Here is a 19877-nt window from a genome sequence, read left to right as displayed (position 1 = left end):
CGCTCATCGCCAGGTCACGTCGGAGGTCTGCGGTGGTGACACCCCTCGATCCTGGCACGCGAGGCCGCCAGCCTCGCCGGATTGCCGTTCCTCGGGTGAATGGACGGGCGGCGGGCCTAGTCTCGACGCATGGCGAGCACTCGTGACGACTACGAAGCGCTGTACGCGGCGTACCTCGAGCTGTGCAACGCGCACGACCTCGACGGCATGACGGCGTTCTACACGCCGACGATCAAGGTCAACGACGCTCCGATGCAACCGGATTCAGTGGTCTCTCAGTTCGCACCGTTGGTGGCGGGGTTCCCCGACTGGACGTGGGAGGTGCGGAGTCTCCTCGTCGACGGCGATCTCCTCGGGCTGCACTTCTGGGTCGGGGGCACTCACCTGGGGACGTTCCGCGGGATCGAGGCGACCGGCCGCCGGGTGCGGATCTCCGAGTTCACCCTCTACCGGGTCGAGGGCGACAAGTTCGCCGAGGTGTGGGACGTGTCGGACATGGAATCCCTGATGGCGCAGATCACCTCGGCGGCTCCAGCGTCGTGATGCGACGCCGCACTTCGTCGAGCAGGTCGTCGACGGAGGCGAAGTCGCCGGGGTCGACGGGCTCCCCGAAGATCACGTAGACCTCGTGCCCGAGGTCGGGCAGCTTCTTGCCGACCGGCAGGACCGCGTTGGCGTTCACCAGGCGAACCGGGATGACCGGCACACCCGTGCGCTTGGACAGGACCGCGACGCCGGGCCGGTACGGAGCGTCTTCCCCTGGCAGCACGCACTTCTGCTCGGGGAAGATCCCCACCAGCGCGCCGTCGTTCAGGGCCTGTTCGGCGCTCTCCATCGCCTGCTTCCCGGACTCCGAATCTCCTCGGACGACGGGGATTTGGCCTAGGACTTCGACGAGCCACCGGGTCAGCGGCGACTTCCACAGCTCCGCCATCGCCATCGCGATCGCCTCCCGACGCAGTGCGCCGAGGATGAACAGCACGTCGATCATCGAGGTGTGGTTGGCGGCCAGAAGCACCGCACCCCTGGCCGGCACGACGTCGGCGTTCACGATCGTGGTCCTGACGACTCGCGTGAAGCCCAACGTCCACAGCACCAACCGAATGGACCAGGTCACCAGCCACGCCCGTCGTCCGAGCCCCCGCGACCGGGGCCGTCTCCACCGTCGGGCCATTCGAGTCCTCTCCGCACACCGTCGCCGGCGCATTCCAGGCGAACGCCGACGCCGAGTCACGCTTGCCCTCGCCGAGTGTCCTCCCGACGATGGCATGCCGCTGGGCTCCGTCAACTTCCGATGAAGAACGTCAACCGATGATGACGGTGGCCGCGAGGTGATGGGCTACCTCGGCCTCGACGACGAGGGCTCCGGGAATAGTGTGCGCCAGTTCACGTGTTGGCCCCGATCATGAGGCCCTTCACGGATGACGAGCGCGAACGATTTCTGAGGGACGTGCGCGTAGGCGTGCTCTCGGTGGCGGCCGACAACGGCCGTCCTCCCGCCAGCGTGCCGATCTGGTACGACTACACCGACGACGGGTTGATCCGGATCAACACGGGCGCCGGCTCACGCAAGGCACGGTTGATCGAGCAGGCCGGTGCGGTGAGCTTGGTCGTGCAGCGCGAAGAGCCGCCGTACCAGTACGTGGTCGTGGAGGGCACCGTGGTCGACACCGCGAATCCCGCGCCGCGCGACGTCCGCGAGGCCATCGCCGTCAGGTACCTCGGCGACGAGGGTGGTCGTGCGTTCGTCGACGGCATGGGGGACGCCCCGAGCGTCCTGTTCACCGTGCGACCCGACCGCTGGCTCACCGCGGACTTCTCCGAAGGGGTCTAGACGCAGGTACGTCAGCGCCGCGCCGCCGACGACGACGCCGCGTCCTGCGTTCGCACCTCACTGACCATCGCGCCCGCGAGGTTGGCCAATTCCGCGGCGGCCGCCACGAGCGGGTCCGCCAGTTCGTCCATGCGCCGGTCGGTCAGCTGGAGGCTGGGTCCGGCGATGCTGACGACACCCGCGGCCCCGACTCCGTTGGTCCGCAGGGGCGCGGCCATCGCGGAGATGCCCTCCTCGAAACTGTCGTGCACGCGTGCCCAGCCCCGGGCGCGGGCCTCGTGCACGCGATCGAGCACGTCGGTCAGGCTCCCCGGCGCCCCGGGCCCCATGGGATGCCGCAGTTCTGGATCCTGCCGGGCGACGAGGTGCAGGGCCTCGTCGTCGGACAGTTGCGAGAGCCATGCCAGGCCGCTCGCCGAGGACCCCAGGGGGATCTCCTTGCCATGGTCGACGTCGGGTTCGTAGCGCAGACCTCCGCGCGCGCCCTGGGAACGCGCCACCCACATCAGCCGAGATCCGTCGACCAGGCCGAGTCGGACGAGCTGCTGCGATTCGCGGGCGAGGCGCGCGAGGACGGGCACGGCCAGGTCGGCGATCGTGCTCCCCGCCAGGTGCCGCAGCCCGAGGCTCACGATGCGCAGGGTGAGCGCGTAATTGCCCGTGGCCTCGATCTGCTGAACGAAACCCTCGTCGGCGAGGGCCACCAGGATTCTGTGCGCAGCGCTCTTCGGCAGGTCGACGAGTTCTGAGATCCGGCCGAGCGGAAGTCCCTCCGATACGCCGACCAGGCATTGCAGCACCGCGAGTCCTCGCGGAAGCGAACCAGTCGCCATCAGCACTCCTCATTTTCGGAACGACGTTTCATTATTGAATGCAGTTCTGTTAGTGTAGTAGATCACACCTGGCGATCACTTGAGAGCTGCACCACCACAGGGCTCGAGAGCGCCGAAGGACCCCATGCCCCGCCCAAACGACGAGGAGTCGACGATGACCAATGGCATCCCCCGGCAGGGTCTGCTGTATCAGGATCTCTCCGTCGGAATGGCGTTCCGAAGCCCCGGTCGGACGATCACCGACGCCGACGTCATCGGGTTTGGCACCCTCACCGGCGACCTCTCCGAAGTGCACACCAGTGACGTGTACGCCGAGGCGAGCCAGTTCGGTCGGCGGATCGCGCACGGTCTGCTCGGCCTGTCCTACGCCCACGGATTGATGTGGCCGCGCACCGAGCAGCTGCGTCATACGGCGATCGCCTTCCTCGGCATCAGCGACTGGCGGTTCGTGGCGCCCCTGTTCCTCGGCGACACCATGTTCGTGAACTATTCGGTCGCAGCGATGCGCGACAGCAAGTCCAAGCCGGATCAAGCCATCGTCACCTTCGACGTCGAGGTCGTCGACCAGACGGGACGCCTCTGCCAGAGGGGGCAGAAACTCGAGCTGCTGTCCAAGGTGCCGCTCGGCGGCGTCCTCGCCAGCGACGGCCAGGACGCGTGATGTCGTCACCTCGGTTCGCCGGCAGGCGCGCGCTCGTCACCGGCGGCAGCCGCGGCATCGGGCGGGCCATCGTGGAACGTCTCGCCGCCGAGGGTGCCCACGTCGTCATCGCCGATCTCGACGAGATGGAGGCCAAGTCGACGGCCTCGGCGGTGCACGGCACCGAGGCGCTGCGCCTGGACGTCGCCGAGCCGTCCATGTTCGACGAGGTGGCCCGAGTCGTCGGTCCGCTGGACATCGTGGTGGCCAACGCAGGCATCCAAACGTTCGCACCGGCAACCGATCTCGCGGTCCAGGACTGGGATCGAGTCCTCGACGTCAACGCCAGGGGCACCCTGCTCACGCTGCAACTGGCCGCCGCGCTCCTCAACCAGGGCGGCTCTGCGATCGCCATCGCCTCCATTCAGGCGCAGCTGCCCAATCGACTGACGGCGAACTACGCCGCGTCGAAGGCCGCAGTGCGCAGCCTCGTCCGGTCGTTCGCAGCAGAGTTGGCCCCACGCGGCATTCGGGTCAACGCGGTGGCGCCGGGCCGCATCGACACCGCACTGTCGGACTTCGGAAGCGTCGAGGTGGGCAGGATGACCGACCAGGATCCCGCCGACGTACTCGAGCACCGGATGTCGCTCAATCCGATGAAGCGCATCGGCCGTCCCGACGAGGTGGCTTCCGTCGTGGCGTTCCTGGCCTCCGACGACGCCTCGTACGTCACCGGCGAGTGCGTCAACGTCTGCGGCGGGGACGTGATGTCGTGACGGAACTGAACCTCGACGAAGCACCCAGCGGTAAGCGCGCCCGCGACGTGCTGTGCTCCCCGAGCGAAGCCGCCCAACGCATTCCATCCGGTGCCGTCGTGGCGGTGGGAGGCACGGGCTCGCTGCTGCAGGTGCCGGAGACGCTCCTGGCAGCCGTCGAAGAGCGCTGGCTCGACGTCGGCGAACCCGCCAACTTGGTGGTCGTACACGTCATGGGACTGGGCGACCACGAAGGACGAGGCATCGACCACGTCGCCGTCCCCGGCCTGGTCAGTCGCTTCATCGGCTCCCACTTCGTCCTCTCCCCCCGGCAACAGTCCGTCATCGCGGCCAACCAGGTGGAGGCCATCGGGCTGCCTGCGGGAACGATCTCCCTGCTGTACCGGGAGATCGCCGCCGGTCGCCCCGGGCTGTTCACCGACATCGGTCTCGACACCTTCGTCGATCCGCGGCGTCAGTGGGGTCGGATTAACGCTTGCACCGGTGACGGTCTCAGCGAGGTCGTCACCATCGGGGGCCGAGAATGGCTGCACTACCCGCGGTTCGACGTCGACGTCGCGCTTCTGCGCGCCACCGAGGCCGACGCGGACGGCAACGTCGCCATGGATGACGAGGCGGCGATCGGCGACAACCTCGCCATCGCCTCGGCTGCCCACAACAGCGGCGGCATCGTCATCGTCGAGGTGAAGCGCTTCGTGGAGCGTGGTGCGATACCTGCTGCGCGCGTGCGTATTCCGGGTGTGCTCGTCGAGCACGTGGTGCTGACCGACTACCCGAACCAGACACCGATCACGGTCACCGACTCGAGGCGTACGGGAGCCACGCCCAATCGGTCGACGGCCGTCCCGGGACTGCCGCTCGACGAGCGAAAGGTCGTCGCCCGCCGCGCGGCGATGGAGCTGCACGACGGCGACCTCGCCAATCTCGGGGTCGGGATGGCCAACGGCATCAGCTACGTGGCACTCGAGGAAGGCTTCCTCGAACGCATTACGCTCACCGTCGAACAGGGCATCTTCGGCGGACTGCCCGGCGTGGGGCTCGACTCCGGCACGGCGATCAACCCGTCGGCGATCGTCGACATGCCCAGCACCTTCGACCTGTACGACGGCGGCGCCCTCGACTTCGCGGGTCTGGCCTTCGCCGAAGTCGACCGGGCGGGCAACGTGAACGTCGCGGTGCTCGACGGGAAGCCCATCGGCCCAGGCGGTTTCATCGACATCAGCCAGAAGGCGCGCACCGTCGTGTTCTGCGGGACGCTGCGCGGTGGTGGCCTTCGGACCGATCTCGGCGACGGTGCTCTGCGCATCGACCGAGACGGCCGCTACCCCAAGTTCGTCGAGGAGGTCGACTACGTCAGCTTCAGCGCCGAGCGTGCCCGCCGCACCGGTCAGCGAATCCTCTACGTCACCGAACGGGCCGTGTTCACCCTCGGCGAGCAGGGCATAGAGCTGATCGAGATCGCGCCCGGCGTCGACCTGCGACGAGACGTGTTGGCACAGATGGGGTTCACCCCCATCATGTCTCGGCCGCCCCTCCTGATGGACCGCCGACTGTTCCTGCCCGCCGCGGCGGGAATCCGACCACTGCCGGCTCGCCGCGAATCGGCACTGCATGGAGCGCAGCGATGACCGACGCCTTCGAGGGAATACGGATCCTCGACTTCACCCAACTCGAGCAGGGCCCGTCGGCCACGCAGGTCTTGGCGGACTTCGGTGCCGAGGTCATCAAGGTCGAGCGGATCGATGTCGGTGAGATCGGCCGCAACCAGCCGCCGTTCCTGGCCGACGGGTACAGCCCCCACTGGTCGGCGACCAACCGCAACAAGAAGAGCATCAGCGTCGACCTCAAATCCGATGCGGGGCGCGAACTCATCCACATCCTGGCCAAGGACGCCGACATCGTCGCGAGCAACTTCCGCCCCGGCGTGATGGACAAGCTCGGCTTCGGTTGGGATCAGTTGTCCGAGATCAACCCGAGGGTCATCGTCGCCTACGCCTCGGGGTACGGCTTGTCCGGACCCTACGTCCTGCGCCGGGGCCAGGATCTGGCCGCGCAGGCCACGAGCGGGCTGATGGCCTTGACCGGCACCACGGACACCGGTCCGGTGCCGGTCGGAACGTTCATCGTCGATTACCTCGCCTCGATGCAGTTCGCCCAGGGAATGATGATTGCGTTGGCGGCTCGGGAGCGCACCGGACGCGGTCAAGTCGTGGACTCCAACCTGCTCAACGCCGCGATCTCGAGCCACTTGCAAGAGGGCACGACCTACCTCAACACCGGGCAGCAGTACCCCCGGCCCGAGCAGGGAATCGCCCACGCGCACAACACCGCGCTGTACGGCTACTACGAGTGCGCCGACGGGCACTGGTTGGCCCTCGTCGGCGAGTTCTACGTCGACCAGCAGTGGCAGCGCTGCGCACGGGCCTGTGGCCTGCCGGCCGAGGCCGTCGACGATCCGCGCTTTTCCACCATCGACGGCCTTCGCGCCCACACCGTCGAGACGCATCGTCTGCTCGCCGACGCCATCGCCGGCCACGAGCGTGACGCCATCATGGAGCGCTTCGAAGCAGAAGACGTGTTGGTGGCACCCGTGAACGACTACGCCGCGGTGTTCGCCGACCCCCAGGTGGTGCACAACGGTCTCGTCCTGGAGGCCGAGGTGACCGGGGTGGGCTCAGTCAAGTTCGTCGGGATGCCGGTGCAGCTGTCGGAGACCCCGCCCCGCCTGCGCGCCGTTCCGCCGACCGTCGGGCAACACAACGACGAGGTCCTCACCGCGGCGGGTTACGAGCCCGATCAGATCTCGGCGTTGAAGCGCACCGGGGCCATCGGCTCCGAGCTGGACCGCGAGCGACGCGGCGAGCCTCGCCACTGGTCCTGACGTTCCTCCCCTCGAAAGGCAAACGTGAGCATTCTGACCTCGACCGAAGTCGTCCTTCCCACGGCCGACGGTGACACCGTCACGCACGTGATGCGTCAGCCGGTCGACTACCCGCGACACCCGCAGCCCTTCACCTCCCGGACAGTGTTGGCCGCAGCCCACGTCGTCGCCGACACGCGCGGCGACTACACGCCCGGGGTGTCACCGCAAGTCGACTGGGAGGCGACGATCGCGTTCCGCCGTCACCTGTTCAGCTACGGGATCGGCATCGCCGAGGCCATGGACACGACCGAGCGGGGGCCTGGCGGCCTGGACTGGACTCAGGCCAGGGAGCTCATCCGCCTCGGGGTCAGCGCCGCGTTGGAGGCAGGTGCCGCAGTGGTGGCCGGCGCCGGCACCGACCAAATCGATTCTGCCAGGCCGAGTCTGGAGCAGATCGTCGATGCCTACACCGAGCAGGTCGAGTTCGTCCAGGCTCAGGGGTGCGGCGCCGTCCTGCGGGTCAGCCACGCCCTGGCTGCGGTGGCCACCTCCGCCGAGGACTACCTCTCGGTCTATCGCGACGTACTCGCCAAGACCGACCGGCCGGCGATCGTGCACTGGCTCGGCACCGGATTCGACCCGGCGATGACTGACTATTGGGGACACGCCGATCCGCGCGAGGCCATGGACGTCGTCGTGGACCTGGCCCGCGAGAACGCCGACCGCATCGAGGGCATCAAGTTCAGCCTGCTCGACCACGAACTCGAACGCGAGTTCCGTCGCCGATTGCCCACGGGCGTCAAGGTCTTCACCGGCGACGACTACGGGTACACCGACCTGCTCCTGGGCGACGGTGACCACCACAGTCATGGCCTCCTCGGGGTGCTGGATCCGATCGCTCCCATCGCCTCGGTCGGCTTCGCCGCATTGGACGCCGGCGATCGCGACGGCTTCGCCGATGCGATGAATCGCTCGATTCCGTTGGCGGTCAAGATGTTCGAGACCCCTGCCGACCGCTACAAGGTCGGTTGCGTCTTCATGGCCTGGCTCTGCGGCCATCAAGACCACTTCCGGATGGTGACCGGCCGGGAGGGCCTACGCTCGCTGCAGCACCTCGCCGACCTGTTCGTCCTCGCCGACGAACTCGGCATGTTCCCCGATCCCGAGCTCGCCGCCCATCGCATGGGCTTGCTCCTGGCTCAGGGCGGTGTCAGTTGACCTCCTCCACGAGCGTGCCCGCCGACTTCCACGTGCCGGTGGCGACCGTCCGCGACGCCCTTCGAGGAGCGCGCAAGGTGGTCTTCCTCGACGACGATCCGACGGGGACGCAGACGGTTCGCGACCTTCCCGTGCTCACCCGGTGGACCGACGAGGACGTCGAGTGGGCACTGGGACGGGACACTGCCGGATTCTTCGTCCTGACCAACACCCGCAGTCTGGATCCACACCGGGCCGCCGAACGCGACCGGCAGGTGGTCCAGGCGTGCGTGCGGGTCGCCGCCAAAATGGGCGTCGAACTCGCCTTCGCCAGCCGCAGTGATTCCACTCTGCGAGGCCACTTCCCGCTGGAGATCGACGTCATCGGCGACGTCCTCGCCGAGTCGGGGACGGTGGTCGACGGTGTTCTGCTGGCCCCGGCCTACGTGGACGCGGGCAGGCTGACCCTCGACGGGGTCCACGTCCTGCGGGTGGGCGACGAACTCGTCCCCGTCGCCGAAAGCGACTTCGCACGCGACGCCACCTTCGGCTACCGCTCCTCGAGACTGTCCGAGTGGGTGGCCGAGAAGAGCGGCGGCCGGATTGGTTCGCACGACGTCATCGAGATCTCCCTCGAGACGATCCGGACGGCGACGACGTCTGCACTCGCGCGACGGCTCGCGGACGCACGCGACCGCCAAGTCGTCGTGGTCGACGCGATGACCGACGACGACCTGCGCGCAGTCGCCCTGGCCGTGCTCGCCGCCGAGCGTGACGGCGCACGCCTCGTCTACCGCATCGGTCCGTCCTTCGTCCGCGCACGAACGGGCCAGGAGGGCGGCGAGCGCCTGTCCGACCAGGAACTCTGGCGTCTGGTCGGCGACGACGTCCACGGCCTGGTGGTCGTCGGCTCGCACGTGCCACTGACCACCCGGCAGCTGGACCGATTGGCCGCCCGACGGTCGATCAGGTCCTTCGAAGTCGACGTGGACGCGATCGTCGGCGACGACGGCGCCCTCGACGGACGGCTCGAGGAGGTGGCCCGGCATGCGGCTGACGCGCTGAGCGAGCACACCGTCGTGGTCAGCACCTCGCGGTTGCTCGCCGCCGGGGCCGACGAGGCCGCCAGCCTCGACATCTCCCGCCGGGTCAGTACGGCACTGAGCACGTGCGTGGCCCGCATCGTCACCGGCCGGCGGCCGGCCTTCGTGATCGCGAAGGGCGGAATCACGTCCTCCGACATCGCAACCCGCGCATTGCGCATCGACCGTGCCTGGACCCGGGGACCCGTGCTCGACGGCATCGTGTCGCTGTGGCAGGCGGTCTCGGGACCGGCCGCGGGAATCCCCTACGTCGTCTTCCCCGGCAACGTCGGCGACGACGACGCCCTGGCCGACGTCGTCTCTCGACTGGAGGACCCCTCGTGAACCCACGAATCGCGATCACGGGCGGTGGCGGCTTCGTCGGCGCGATGCTGGCTCGACGGTTGTCGTCCCAGCCGATCGGTCTCGGCGGCAGAGAGCCCGAAGAGGTCGGCGAGATCCTCCTGCTCGACCTGGTGGAACCGCCGCCGGACGTGGCGTCGGATCCGCGAGTGCGCGTCGTGCTCGGCAGTCTTGAGGAGACGCTGCCCGAAATGGGTTCCGTGGACGCCATATTCCACCTCGCCGGCGTCGTCAGCGGAGCCGCCGAGAAGGACTTCGACCTCGGCATGCGGACCAACGTCGACGGCACCCGGGCGTTGTTAGAACGTGCCAGAGCCCAGCCGGTTGCTCCGATCGTCGTGTTCTCCAGTTCGCTCGCGGTATTCGGCAGCGACCCGGCGATCGGGCCGATCGGGATGGTCGACGACGACACTCTCCCTAGACCCCAATCCAGTTACGGCACACAGAAGTTCATCGGCGAACAGTTGGTCGCCGACTACACCCGCAAGGGGTTCATCCGGGGCCGCTCGGTCCGGCTGATGACCGTCGCCGTGCGACCCGGTAGACCCAACGCGGCGGCGTCGAGCTTCATGTCGGGCATGGTGCGCGAACCGCTCGGCGGCACCCGCGCCTCGTGCCCGGTGCCACGGGACATGCCGATCGCGCTGTCCTCACCCCGCCGCACCCTCGACGGGCTGCTCCGGGCCGCCACCGTCGACGACGACACCTGGGGCAGCCGAACGGCGATGAACCTTCCCGCTCTCACCACCACGCCGGGTGAGATGGCCGCGGCGCTCGACCGGGTCGCAGGCTCCGGGACCAGCGACCTCGTCGACTGGACCGACGACCCCGCGGTCGCCGCCATCGTCGGCAGCTGGCCCGCGCGTTTCCGGACGCCGCGCGCCGAACGCCTCGGATTGCATGCCGAGGAGTCCTTCGACGACATCGTTCGCGCCTACGTCGACGACCACGGGATCGACATCCGAGATCCCAGAACACATCCCACGACCACTGCTCCACGACGATGAGGAGAACCCTGATGAGCCGGACTCACGACGAGAACGAGAGGTACCGACATGACCGTGCGTGACATCGACCCGTCGGTACGCGAGCCGGCCGACATGCGGAAGGTGACGCTGGCCGGCGGCCTCGGCACCCTGATCGAGTACTACGACTACGCCCTCTACGGTTACGTGTCGGCCATCATCGCGCCCTTGTTCTTCCCGAACCAGGACCCCGTCGCCGCACTGCTGTCCGTCCTCGCGCTGTTCGCGTTGTCCTACGTGATCAGGCCACTCGGTGGCATCTACTTCGGTTGGGTGGGTGACCGATTCGGCCGCAAGCGAGCTCTGTTGGTCACCATCATCGGCATCGGGGTGGCCAGTACGATCATCGGACTGTTGCCCACCTATGCCACGGTGGGCGTGCTCGCACCGATCCTTCTGTTCGTCGTCCGCATCGCACAGGGCTTCTTCGCCGGCGGGGAGGTCGGCGGCGCGGCCACGGTGATCGCCGAGGCGGCGCCGAACGGTCGCAAGTCCCGGTACGCAGCATTCGTGCCAATGGGGACGAATGCCGGTTTCGCCGTCGCGTCGGCGGCCATCGGCGTGGTGTCTGGTCTGCTGGCAGCCGACCAGTTGAACAGCTGGGGGTGGCGAATCCCGTTCCTGCTGGCTGCTCCGTTGACCGTCATCTGCTACTTCGCCCGGCGCACGCTGCCCGACATCGACCGCAACGTCAAGAAGGCCAGCCACGGCTTCCCCCTGTTGTCCGCGTTGAAGTCCTACCCAGGTCCGCTGGCGCAGGCGACCGCGCTGGGCATCGGCGTGCAGGGTGCCGCGTACATCGGATCGACCTTCATCGCGATCTATCTGGTGACCAATCTCGACTACCCGAAGGCGCCGGTCTACTGGATCACCGCCGGTGTCACCGTCTTCTCCGTTGCGTTGATGCCCTTCACCGGTCGGCTCGCCGACCGCATCGGCCCCATCACGGTCGCGGTCATCGGCCTCGTCGGATACGCCGTGGTCACCTATCCCGCGCTACTGCTGATGGACCTGGGCAGCTTGGGCTTCGCCGCGCTCGGATACGCACTCATCATGGTCAACATGGCGTTCCTCCAGGTGGCGTCTTACACCATCACGCCGCAGCTGTTCGACGACGAAGTGCGTTACACCGGAACGGCTCTCGCCACCAACATCTCGGTGGTGATCGCCGGCGGCACGGCGCCCTACATCGCGACCTGGCTGGTGAGCAGGACGGACAACCTTCGGTCGCCGTACCTCTTCGTCGCCTTGACGAGCGTCATCGGTCTGATCTCGGTCCTGACCATCTGGCGCTACCGCCGTCACGGCTTGGAGCACGACACCAGCGCACGCAGCGCGGCCGCGGCGAAGGGCGGGAAGAGCTCACCCGTCGCCTAGAGCGCCGATGACGCGGGTGGCGGGCGGTGTCCTTCGGGTGGGAACCCCGGCACGCGCTGGTCATTCCGGAGTAAGGTCCGCGGTTGCCGTATTGGTGCGTATAGTCTGCCCCGATCTATACCACTCGATACGGGAGTGCCGTGCTGCCCAGTCCATACTCCCCCGGCGCCGTGCCCGTGTATCTCGCGGGCCGCGGTACCGAGCTCGAGACCATCCGTACCCGCCTGGCGCGCACCCGGATGCTGGGCCGCTCCGGCGGGCCGCTGCTGGCGTTCTACGGATCCCGCGGCCTCGGGAAGACCTCGTTGCTCCGGGCAGCCCAACGCGAGGCCGCCGAGGCGGGCTACCTCACGGTGTGGGTCACCGGCCGCGACGACGTGGCACTTGCTCCGGACCTGGCGGCGTCGTTGACCGAGGAGATCGGCCGCCGGTCGACGGGTCAGAAGGCCAAGGGGCTCCTGGCGAACCTCAGCAAGGTCCAGGTCGAGGTGGGGTTTCCGGGCGCGAAGGTGGGCGTCGCCGCCGACCAGACCCGAGCGACGGCTGCCGTCGAACGCAACCTCGCCGACGCCGGCAGATTCGCCCGCCAGCACGATCACCACGGACTCGCGGTGTTCGTCGACGAGTTCCAGGAGGCCCAACTGGCCGACCGGCGGTCCCTCCTCATCGCGCTTCAGCACTTCGACGGCGCCCCGGAGGGCTGTCCGGTGGCCATCATCGCCGCGGGGTTGCCCTCCCTGCTCGGCGCGGTCCCCGAGGCCGCGACCTTCGGGGAACGCACCGACTTCGTCGAAATCGGCCTGCTCGGCGAGGTCGCGGTGGCCGAGGCGCTGCGGCTGCCGGCCCAGGAACTAGAGGTGTCATGGTCCGACGACGCCATCCTCGCGGCCATCGACGCCGCCGCGGGCTACCCCCACCGCGTTCAACTGATCGGCGACGCGGCGTGGGAGGCGGGCCGACCGCAACGGGGCGACGCCATCGAAGAGGCACACGTCCGGCTGGGTGCCGAGCGCGCCGAACAGCGCATGGGCGCGGTGTTCCGCAGCCGGATGGCGAAGATCAATCCCGAACAGCGCCGGGTGGTCATGGCGATGGCCGAACTCGGCGACGAAACGGTGTCGCGCGCCGCCCTCGCCGGCCGCCTCGGCATCGCCTCCGAGGCGTTGAGCCGCCCGCGCCAGGAGCTCATCGACCGCGGCCTGGTCGAGTCGGCGGGTCGCGGCCTGCTCCGCTTCACCATTCCGGGCTTCGCGGCCTTCCTTCGGGCCCACCCCGATCTGGACTGATTTCGCTCAGAACGGACCGGCCCATGCCCGTCAGCAGCCGTCGTGCCCACTTGCACCTGGTCGATCAGATTCGCCAACCAGTCCGCGGAACGGCAGCCGAGGCGGTAATATATCAACTGATTATCACTTCGCTGCCACACTCGCCATCCAGTGACGGCAGATGATCGAGCCAAGCATCACCGGCAACTCGGAAGGGCCGCCGAATGACCATCAGCGTGTTCGAGCTGTTCTCGATCGGTATCGGCCCGTCGAGTTCGCACACCGTCGGGCCCATGCGCGCCGCCGCCCGATTCGTCGCCGATCTGCAGACCCTCGGCGCCCTGGACGCCACGGCCGAAGTACGTGTCGACCTCTACGGTTCGCTGGCCGCCACCGGCGCCGGGCACGGCACGATGACCGCCATCCTGCTCGGGTTGCAAGGCTTGCTCCCCGAGGAACTTCAGACCGACGAGATGGAGCGACGGGTGGACGCGATGCGTGCCACCGGTCGCATCGCCCTCGGTGGGTCCCGCGAGGTCGCGCTGACCGAAGACGACATCGTCCTGCGCCCGCTGACGATGTTGCCCTTCCACCCCAACGCAATGACCGTCGCGGCCCGCGACGCCGACGGCGGCGAGTTGCACCGCGAGACCTACTTCTCGGTCGGCGGCGGTTTCGTCGTCACCGAGGCCGAGAGCCGCGAGCCGGTGTCGGGGCACGCCGATCAGCACCGGCTGGCGTTCGGATCGGCCAAGCAACTGCTCGAGCTGTGCCATGAGAAGAGCTGCAAGATAAGCGATCTCATGTTGGAGATCGAGTGCGCCACCCGACCGGAATCGGAGGTCCGCGCACGCCTGCTCCACATCCGCGACGTCATGGTGGAGTGCGAGCAGCGCGGCGTCACCCGCGACGGCCACCTACCCGGAGCGCTGCGGGTGCGCCGCCGCGCCAAGGGGTGGTACGAGCGTCTGGTGGACGAGGATCCTCACCGCAGCCCCGAATTCGCCGAGGACTGGGTGAACCTGGTGGCACTGGCGGTCAACGAGGAGAACGCGTCGGGCGGTCGCATCGTGACCGCCCCGACCAACGGCGCCGCGGGAATCGTGCCCGCCGTGCTGCACTACGCCTTGAACTACACCCCCGCCGGTCGACGGGACCGCGACGAGACCACGGTCGCCTTCCTGCTCGCGGCGGGCGCGATCGGCTCGCTCTACAAGGAGCGCGCCTCCATCTCCGGCGCCGAGGTGGGTTGTCAGGGCGAGGTCGGCTCCGCGGCCTCCATGGCAGCGGCCGGCCTGGCCGAAACACTGGGTGGCACACCGGAACAGGTAGAGAACGCCGCGGAGATCGCGATGGAGCACAGCCTCGGGTTGACGTGCGACCCGATCGACGGGCTCGTCCAGATCCCCTGCATCGAGCGCAACGCCATCTCCGCAGGCAAGGCGATCAACGCCGCCCGGATGGCGCTGCGCGGCGACGGCACCCATCGGGTGAGCCTCGACCAGGTCATCGAGACGATGCGAACCACCGGTGCCGACATGCACTCCAAGTACAAGGAGACCTCCACCGGCGGCCTCGCGGTCAACGTGCCGGTGAACTACGTCGAATGCTGAGCAGATCATGACCCAGAACTTCACCCTGACGCTCAGTTGTCCGCAGCGGCCCGGAATCATGCACGCGGTCACCTCGTTCCTCTTCTCCCGCAGTTTCGACATCGCCGAGCACCAGCAGTTCGACGACACCATCAGCCAGTCGTTCTTCCTCCGAACGAAGTTCGTGTGCCCGGAGAAGACCGTCGACGTCGCCGAGTTGACCGACGAATTCGACTCGCTGGCGACCACGTTCGGAATGGCATACCGCTTCGACGCAGGCGTGCCGCCGCGAGTGATCGTGATGGTCTCGAAGATGGGACACTGCTTGAACGACCTGATCTTCCGCTGGCGCGCAGGCACATTGGGCGGCGAACTGGTCGCCGTCGTCTCGAATCACGAGGTGCTGCGGCCGATGGCCGAGGCCGCCGGTCTCCCGTTCGCGCACGTCCCCGTCACGCCGACCACCAAGCCGGCGGCCGAGGCCGAACTTCTGGCACTGGTCGACGAGTTCGAGGCCGATCTCGTCGTACTGGCTCGTTATATGCAGGTGTTGTCCAACGAGACCTGCTCGGCACTGCGGGGCCGAGCGATCAACATCCACCACTCGTTCCTTCCCGGCTTCAAGGGCGCCAAGCCCTATCACCAGGCCTACGACCGCGGTGTCAAGTTCGTCGGCGCCACAGCGCATTACGTGACACCTGATCTCGACGAGGGCCCGATCATCGAGCAGGAGGTCATTCGCATCGACCACTCGTACGACCCGGCGCGGCTGGCGACCGTGGGTCAGGACGCCGAGGCACTGGCCCTGTCCCGGGCGGTTCGGTGGCATTGCGAGAACCGCGTGATGCTGCACGGGCATCGCACCGTCGTGTTCAGCTGACCGAAGCGGTCGGCGGGCTCACACGATGGCGCGCACCGACTTCTCGAATCCCATGACGTGCTCCAGGGTTATGGTCGCGGCCGCATCGGCGTCACCGGCGGCGATGGCCCTCAACAGCATCGCGTGCTCCTCGATGTGGTCGGCCACCGTGGGCAGCCGGTCGAGGAACAGGCAGTAGATGCGCGTGGCGAGGTTGTAGTACCGCACCAGGACGTCTTCGAGATGCGGGTTTCCCGCGGCGCGGTAGATCGCGCGGTGGACCTTGAGGTCCCACCGCATCAGCTCGGTGCGGTCGACGTTGGCGACGTCGAGCGCCTGGGTGTCGTCGGCCATCCCCGCGAGCTGCTCCCGGGTCGCGGCACTCGCCACCTCCGCGGCGGTCCGCGCCGCGACGGGTTCGAGGTTCACCCGGATCTGCGAGATGTGCCGGAGGTCGGCGACGTCGACTCCCGTGGCGAAGGTGCCGCGGCGCGGGTAGGACACCACCAGCCGGTCGGCCTCCAGCCGTTTGAGCGCCTCACGGACGGGCGTCCGTCCGAAGTGCAGCTCGGCGGACAGTTCGCTCTCCACGATCGCCTCGCCGGGGCGGATGTCGAGCATGATCAGCTTGTCGCGGATGGCGAGGTAGGCCCGGTCGGCGAACGACATGCCCTCCGGGTCGACGTCGAGTTCGCCCACGCCCGGAATGCCGGCGGTCATGACCCTCCCGACGTCGACGTCTTGCAACTGGCAGCTCACCCGACCATGCCGCGTCGATGATATATCAGGGGCCACACCGCCGGGTTCACGCCTCACAGCAACGCGCGAACAGCCGCCTCGAAGCCCGCGACGTGGGCCAGCGTGAGCTCGGCCGCGGCAACCTCGTCACCCGCGACGATCGACTCGAGCAGCCCGACGTGTTCGCGTACGTGGCTGGCGACGTCGGGCAAACGGTCCAGGAAGAGACACCAGATGCGCGTGGCGTGTCCGTCGAGGGTGATCAGGATCTGTTCGAGGTGCGGGTTGCCCGACGCGCGGTAGATCTCCCGGTGCACGTGCACGTCACGGCGCAACACCTCGCGAGGGTCGTCGCCGTCGTCGATGGTTGCGATGCTGCGGGCGAGTTCCGTCAGGTGCGCCCGGGCGCCGGGCGACGCGGTGCGTGCGGCCCTGGCCGCCGCGGTCGGCTCGAGCTGCTTGCGGATCTCGGAGATGTCGGCGAGGTCGGTCAGGTCGACCGCCGTCGCGAACGTGCCGCGCCGGGGGTAGGCGACGACGAGTCGGTCTCGCTCCAGCCGCTTGACGGCCTCGCGCACGGGAGTGCGCCCGACGCCCAACTCGGCGGCCCACCGGTCGTCGTTGATCGGTTCCCCGGGACGGATGTCGAGCATGACCAGGCGCTCGCGGATCAGCTCGTACGCGCGGTCGGCGTTGCTCTCGGTGCCGACGTCGACCGGGTAGTCCGCCAGGGTCATCGCCGACCTCCGTTTTCGTGTTGACGTGAACGCCGTTTGATCGTAGCCTAGCCGATGACTGATATACCAGTCGTGTGCGCAGTGAGACTCCAGGAAGGCGTCCATGACCCTCGACACCGCATCACCGATCACCACCCGGCCCGCGAACCCGCTCCTCGGCACGTCACTGGCCGAGCTGGACCCCGCTGTACACGCCGCGATCACGGCCGAATTGTCGCGTCAGGAAACCACTTTGGAGATGATCGCGAGTGAGAACTTCGCGCCGCTCGCGGTGATGCAGGCCCAGGGGTCGGTACTCACCAACAAGTACGCCGAGGGCTACCCGGGGCGCCGCTACTACGGCGGGTGCGAGCACGTCGACGTGATCGAGCAGCTCGCCATCGACCGCGTCACGGAGCTCTTCGGCGCGAAGTACGCCAACGTGCAACCACATTCGGGCGCCCAGGCCAATGCCGCGGCGATGGCCGCCCTGCTCACCCCGGGTGACACAATCCTGGGCCTGGCGCTGCCGCACGGAGGTCACCTGACCCACGGCATGAAGCTCAACTTCTCCGGCAAGCTGTACGACGTGGCGGCTTATCACGTCACCGAGACCGATCACCTCGTCGACATGGCCGAGGTCGAGCGCGTGGCCCACGAACGACGACCCAAGCTGATCATGGCCGGCTGGTCGGCCTACCCGAGGCACCTCGACTTCGCCGAATTCCGCCGCATCGCCGACGACGTCGGGGCCTACCTCATGGTCGACATGGCGCACTTCGCCGGCTTGGTGGCCGCCGGGCTGCACCCCTCTCCCATGCCGCACGCGCACGTCGTCACCTCCACGACGCACAAGACCCTGGGTGGCCCGCGCGGCGGCATCATCCTGACCAACGACGAGGCCTTGGCCAAGAAGTTCAACTCCTCGGTGTTCCCCGGTCAGCAGGGCGGACCGCTCGAGCACGTCATCGCCGCCAAGGCGGTCTCCTTCAAGGTCGCCGCACGACCAGAGTTCGTGGCGCGCCAGCAGCTCACCCTCGACGGAGCACGGATCCTGGCCGACCGCCTGCTACAACCGGATTCGCGAGCGGCCGGCCTCAGCGTCGTCTCCGGCGGCACCGACGTGCACCTGGTCCTGGTCGACCTGCGTGACTCCGAACTCGACGGTCAGCAGGCCGAGGACCGACTGCATCGGGTCGGCATCACCGTCAACCGCAACGCCGTCCCGTTCGACCCACGACCGCCGATGGTCAGCTCCGGCGTGCGCATCGGCACTTCGGCCCTCGCGACGCGCGGGTTCGACCTCGACGCGTTCGCCGAGGTCGCCGACGTCATCAGCCACGCACTGCGGCCCGACACCGACGACGCCGCACTGGCGGTGCTGCGCAGCCGGGTGGACGATCTGGCCGCGCGCTTTCCCCTCTACCCAGGCCTCGTAGGAGCCCAGCTGTGACGACCGCGACCGTGCCGCCTGGCGCGCACCTGCCGGACCATCCCGAATTCCTTTGGCGCACACCGACGCCGAAGAAGACCTACGACGTCGTCATCGTCGGCGGCGGAGGCCACGGCCTGGCCACCGCGCACTACCTGGTCCAGAACCACGGCATCACCAACGTCGCCGTGCTCGAACGTGGCTGGCTGGCCGGCGGCAACATGGCCCGCAACACCACGCTCATCCGGTCGAACTACCTCTGGGACGAGAGCACCCGGATCTACGAGCACGCGCTCAAGCTGTGGGAGGGTCTCGAGGACGACTTGGACTACCCCATCCTGTTCAAGCAGTGCGGCGTGCTCAACCTCGCCCACAGCCTGCAGGACGTCCGCGACAGCGTGCGCCGGGTCGAGGCCAACAAGCTCAACGGCGTCGACGCCCACTGGGTCGATCCCGACGAGGTCAAGAAGCTCTGCCCAATCGTCAACGTGTCGAGCGATATTCGCTATCCCATCATGGGTGCGACCTACCAGCCACGGGCCGGCATCGCCAAGCACGACTACGTCGCCTGGGGTTTCGCGCGTCGCGCGGATCAGGCCGGGGTGGACATCATCCAGAACTGCGAGGTCATCGGTTTCACGACAGAGGGCGACCGGGTCACCGGCGTGCGCACCACCCAGGGCGACATCGGCGCGGGTCGGGTCGCGCTCTGCGCAGCCGGGCACACGTCGACGCTGACCGACATGCTCGGCATCCGCACCCCGCTGCAGAGCCACCCCCTGCAGGCTCTGGTGTCCGAACTACTCGAACCCGTGCATCCGACGATCGTCATGTCGAATGCGGTCCACGTGTACGTCTCTCAGGCGCACAAGGGCGAACTCGTGATGGGCGCCGGCGTCGACTCCTACAACGGGTACGGCCAACGCGGTGCGTTCCACGTCATCGAGCGACAGATGGCCGCGGCGGTCGAACTGTTCCCCGTGTTCGCCCGCGCGCATCTGCTTCGCACCTGGGCGGGCATCGTCGACGTGTGCCCGGACGCGTCCCCGATCGTCGGCCGAACCCCGTACGAGAACCTGTATCTGAACGCGGGCTGGGGAACCGGCGGGTTCAAGGCCACCCCGGGCATTGGCTGGTGCCTCGCCGACACCATCGCCAACGATGAACCCCACGAATACGTCGCCCCGTTCAGTCTGGATCGATTCGTCACCGGTGCGCTCGTCGACGAGCATGGCGCCGCCGGCGTCGCGCACTAGGCCCACCGAGCCATTCAGACAGGAGCAAC

19 protein-coding genes are annotated in these 19877 nt (G+C 68.1%); 15 read left to right on the top strand and 4 right to left on the bottom strand.

The features are described from left to right. Positions 1-129 precede the first annotated feature (129 nt). Complete coding sequence (locus ABZ195_RS01075) at positions 130-543, top strand: ester cyclase (RefSeq protein ID WP_355214066.1); 414 nt, start codon at positions 130-132, stop codon at positions 541-543. On the opposite strand, the gene ABZ195_RS01070 is transcribed toward ABZ195_RS01075, so the two are convergent. Next, positions 518-1117 (bottom strand): lysophospholipid acyltransferase family protein, encoded by a 600-nt coding sequence (locus tag ABZ195_RS01070; protein ID WP_355214064.1) that lies wholly within the window; start codon positions 1115-1117, stop codon positions 518-520. The genes ABZ195_RS01075 and ABZ195_RS01070 overlap by 26 nt on opposite strands. A 288-nt stretch (positions 1118-1405) precedes the next feature. Here ABZ195_RS01070 and ABZ195_RS01065 point away from each other — a divergent pair, with 288 nt between their 5' ends. Continuing rightward, positions 1406-1834 carry a pyridoxamine 5'-phosphate oxidase family protein gene (locus ABZ195_RS01065; protein WP_355214062.1) on the top strand — a complete coding sequence of 143 codons (429 nt, stop codon included), beginning with the start codon at positions 1406-1408 and terminating at the stop codon, positions 1832-1834. An 11-nt stretch (positions 1835-1845) separates the two neighbouring features. Here the strand turns inward: ABZ195_RS01065 and ABZ195_RS01060 are convergent, their stop codons facing one another. Further along, positions 1846-2667, bottom strand: a complete 822-nt coding sequence (locus ABZ195_RS01060) for an IclR family transcriptional regulator (protein ID WP_355214061.1) — start codon at positions 2665-2667, stop codon at positions 1846-1848. 154 nt (positions 2668-2821) lie between these two features. On the opposite strand from ABZ195_RS01060, the gene ABZ195_RS01055 reads away from it, so the two are divergent. The 11 genes from ABZ195_RS01055 (at position 2822) to purU (ending at position 15727) form a co-directional block, all read left to right on the top strand. Continuing rightward, on the top strand, positions 2822-3328 hold the full coding sequence (locus ABZ195_RS01055; protein WP_355214060.1) for a MaoC/PaaZ C-terminal domain-containing protein: 507 nt from the start codon (positions 2822-2824) through the stop codon (positions 3326-3328). After that, positions 3328-4083 (top strand): SDR family NAD(P)-dependent oxidoreductase, encoded by a 756-nt coding sequence (locus tag ABZ195_RS01050; protein ID WP_355214058.1) that lies wholly within the window; start codon positions 3328-3330, stop codon positions 4081-4083. The genes ABZ195_RS01055 and ABZ195_RS01050 overlap by 1 nt, the downstream gene beginning before the upstream one ends. After that, positions 4080-5711, top strand: coding sequence for a CoA-transferase (locus ABZ195_RS01045; protein WP_355214056.1), 1632 nt, complete (start codon positions 4080-4082; stop codon positions 5709-5711). The genes ABZ195_RS01050 and ABZ195_RS01045 overlap by 4 nt, the downstream gene beginning before the upstream one ends. After that, the gene (locus tag ABZ195_RS01040) at positions 5708-6964 is read left to right on the top strand and encodes a CoA transferase (protein WP_355214054.1); all 1257 of its coding nucleotides are present in this window, start codon (positions 5708-5710) and stop codon (positions 6962-6964) included. The genes ABZ195_RS01045 and ABZ195_RS01040 overlap by 4 nt, the downstream gene beginning before the upstream one ends. Positions 6965-6988: 24 nt before the next feature. Continuing rightward, positions 6989-8164, top strand: coding sequence for a DUF993 family protein (locus ABZ195_RS01035; protein WP_355214052.1), 1176 nt, complete (start codon positions 6989-6991; stop codon positions 8162-8164). Further along, positions 8161-9570 (top strand): four-carbon acid sugar kinase family protein, encoded by a 1410-nt coding sequence (locus tag ABZ195_RS01030; protein WP_355214050.1) that lies wholly within the window; start codon positions 8161-8163, stop codon positions 9568-9570. Before ABZ195_RS01035 ends, ABZ195_RS01030 begins: the two co-directional genes overlap by 4 nt. Beyond that, positions 9567-10595, top strand: a complete 1029-nt coding sequence (gene denD / locus ABZ195_RS01025) for a D-erythronate dehydrogenase (RefSeq protein WP_355214048.1) — start codon at positions 9567-9569, stop codon at positions 10593-10595. Before ABZ195_RS01030 ends, denD begins: the two co-directional genes overlap by 4 nt. A gap of 48 nt (positions 10596-10643) precedes the next feature. Further along, positions 10644-11990, top strand: coding sequence for an MFS transporter (locus ABZ195_RS01020; protein ID WP_355214046.1), 1347 nt, complete (start codon positions 10644-10646; stop codon positions 11988-11990). A gap of 140 nt (positions 11991-12130) precedes the next feature. Then, positions 12131-13276, top strand: a complete 1146-nt coding sequence (locus tag ABZ195_RS01015) for an ATP-binding protein (RefSeq protein ID WP_355214044.1) — start codon at positions 12131-12133, stop codon at positions 13274-13276. 203 nt (positions 13277-13479) lie between these two features. Continuing rightward, entirely contained in the window at positions 13480-14868 is a 1389-nt protein-coding gene (locus ABZ195_RS01010; RefSeq protein WP_355214042.1) for an L-serine ammonia-lyase, read from the top strand. Between the two features lie 7 nt (positions 14869-14875). Then, the gene (gene purU / locus ABZ195_RS01005; protein ID WP_355214040.1) at positions 14876-15727 is read left to right on the top strand and encodes a formyltetrahydrofolate deformylase; all 852 of its coding nucleotides are present in this window, start codon (positions 14876-14878) and stop codon (positions 15725-15727) included. Positions 15728-15745: 18 nt separating this feature from the next. Here purU and ABZ195_RS01000 read toward each other — a convergent pair whose 3' ends face one another. Together ABZ195_RS01000 and ABZ195_RS00995 are read right to left on the bottom strand one after the other, a co-directional pair. Further along, on the bottom strand, positions 15746-16426 hold the full coding sequence (locus tag ABZ195_RS01000) for a GntR family transcriptional regulator (protein ID WP_355214038.1): 681 nt from the start codon (positions 16424-16426) through the stop codon (positions 15746-15748). A 92-nt stretch (positions 16427-16518) separates the two neighbouring features. Further along, positions 16519-17181, bottom strand: a complete 663-nt coding sequence (locus tag ABZ195_RS00995; RefSeq protein WP_355214037.1) for a GntR family transcriptional regulator — start codon at positions 17179-17181, stop codon at positions 16519-16521. Between the two features lie 103 nt (positions 17182-17284). Here ABZ195_RS00995 and glyA point away from each other — a divergent pair, with 103 nt between their 5' ends. Then, a complete protein-coding gene (gene glyA / locus ABZ195_RS00990; RefSeq protein ID WP_355214035.1) occupies positions 17285-18613 on the top strand; it encodes a serine hydroxymethyltransferase in 1329 nt (442 codons plus the stop codon). After that, on the top strand, positions 18610-19848 hold the full coding sequence (locus tag ABZ195_RS00985; protein WP_355214033.1) for a sarcosine oxidase subunit beta family protein: 1239 nt from the start codon (positions 18610-18612) through the stop codon (positions 19846-19848). Before glyA ends, ABZ195_RS00985 begins: the two co-directional genes overlap by 4 nt. Positions 19849-19877: the final 29 nt, after the last annotated feature.

The sequence above is a fragment of the Mycobacterium sp. NPDC006124 genome (assembly GCF_040614235.1).
Classification (GTDB): Bacteria; Actinomycetota; Actinomycetes; order Mycobacteriales; family Mycobacteriaceae; genus Mycobacterium.
This window is presented reverse-complemented; position numbering and strand designations above follow the sequence as displayed.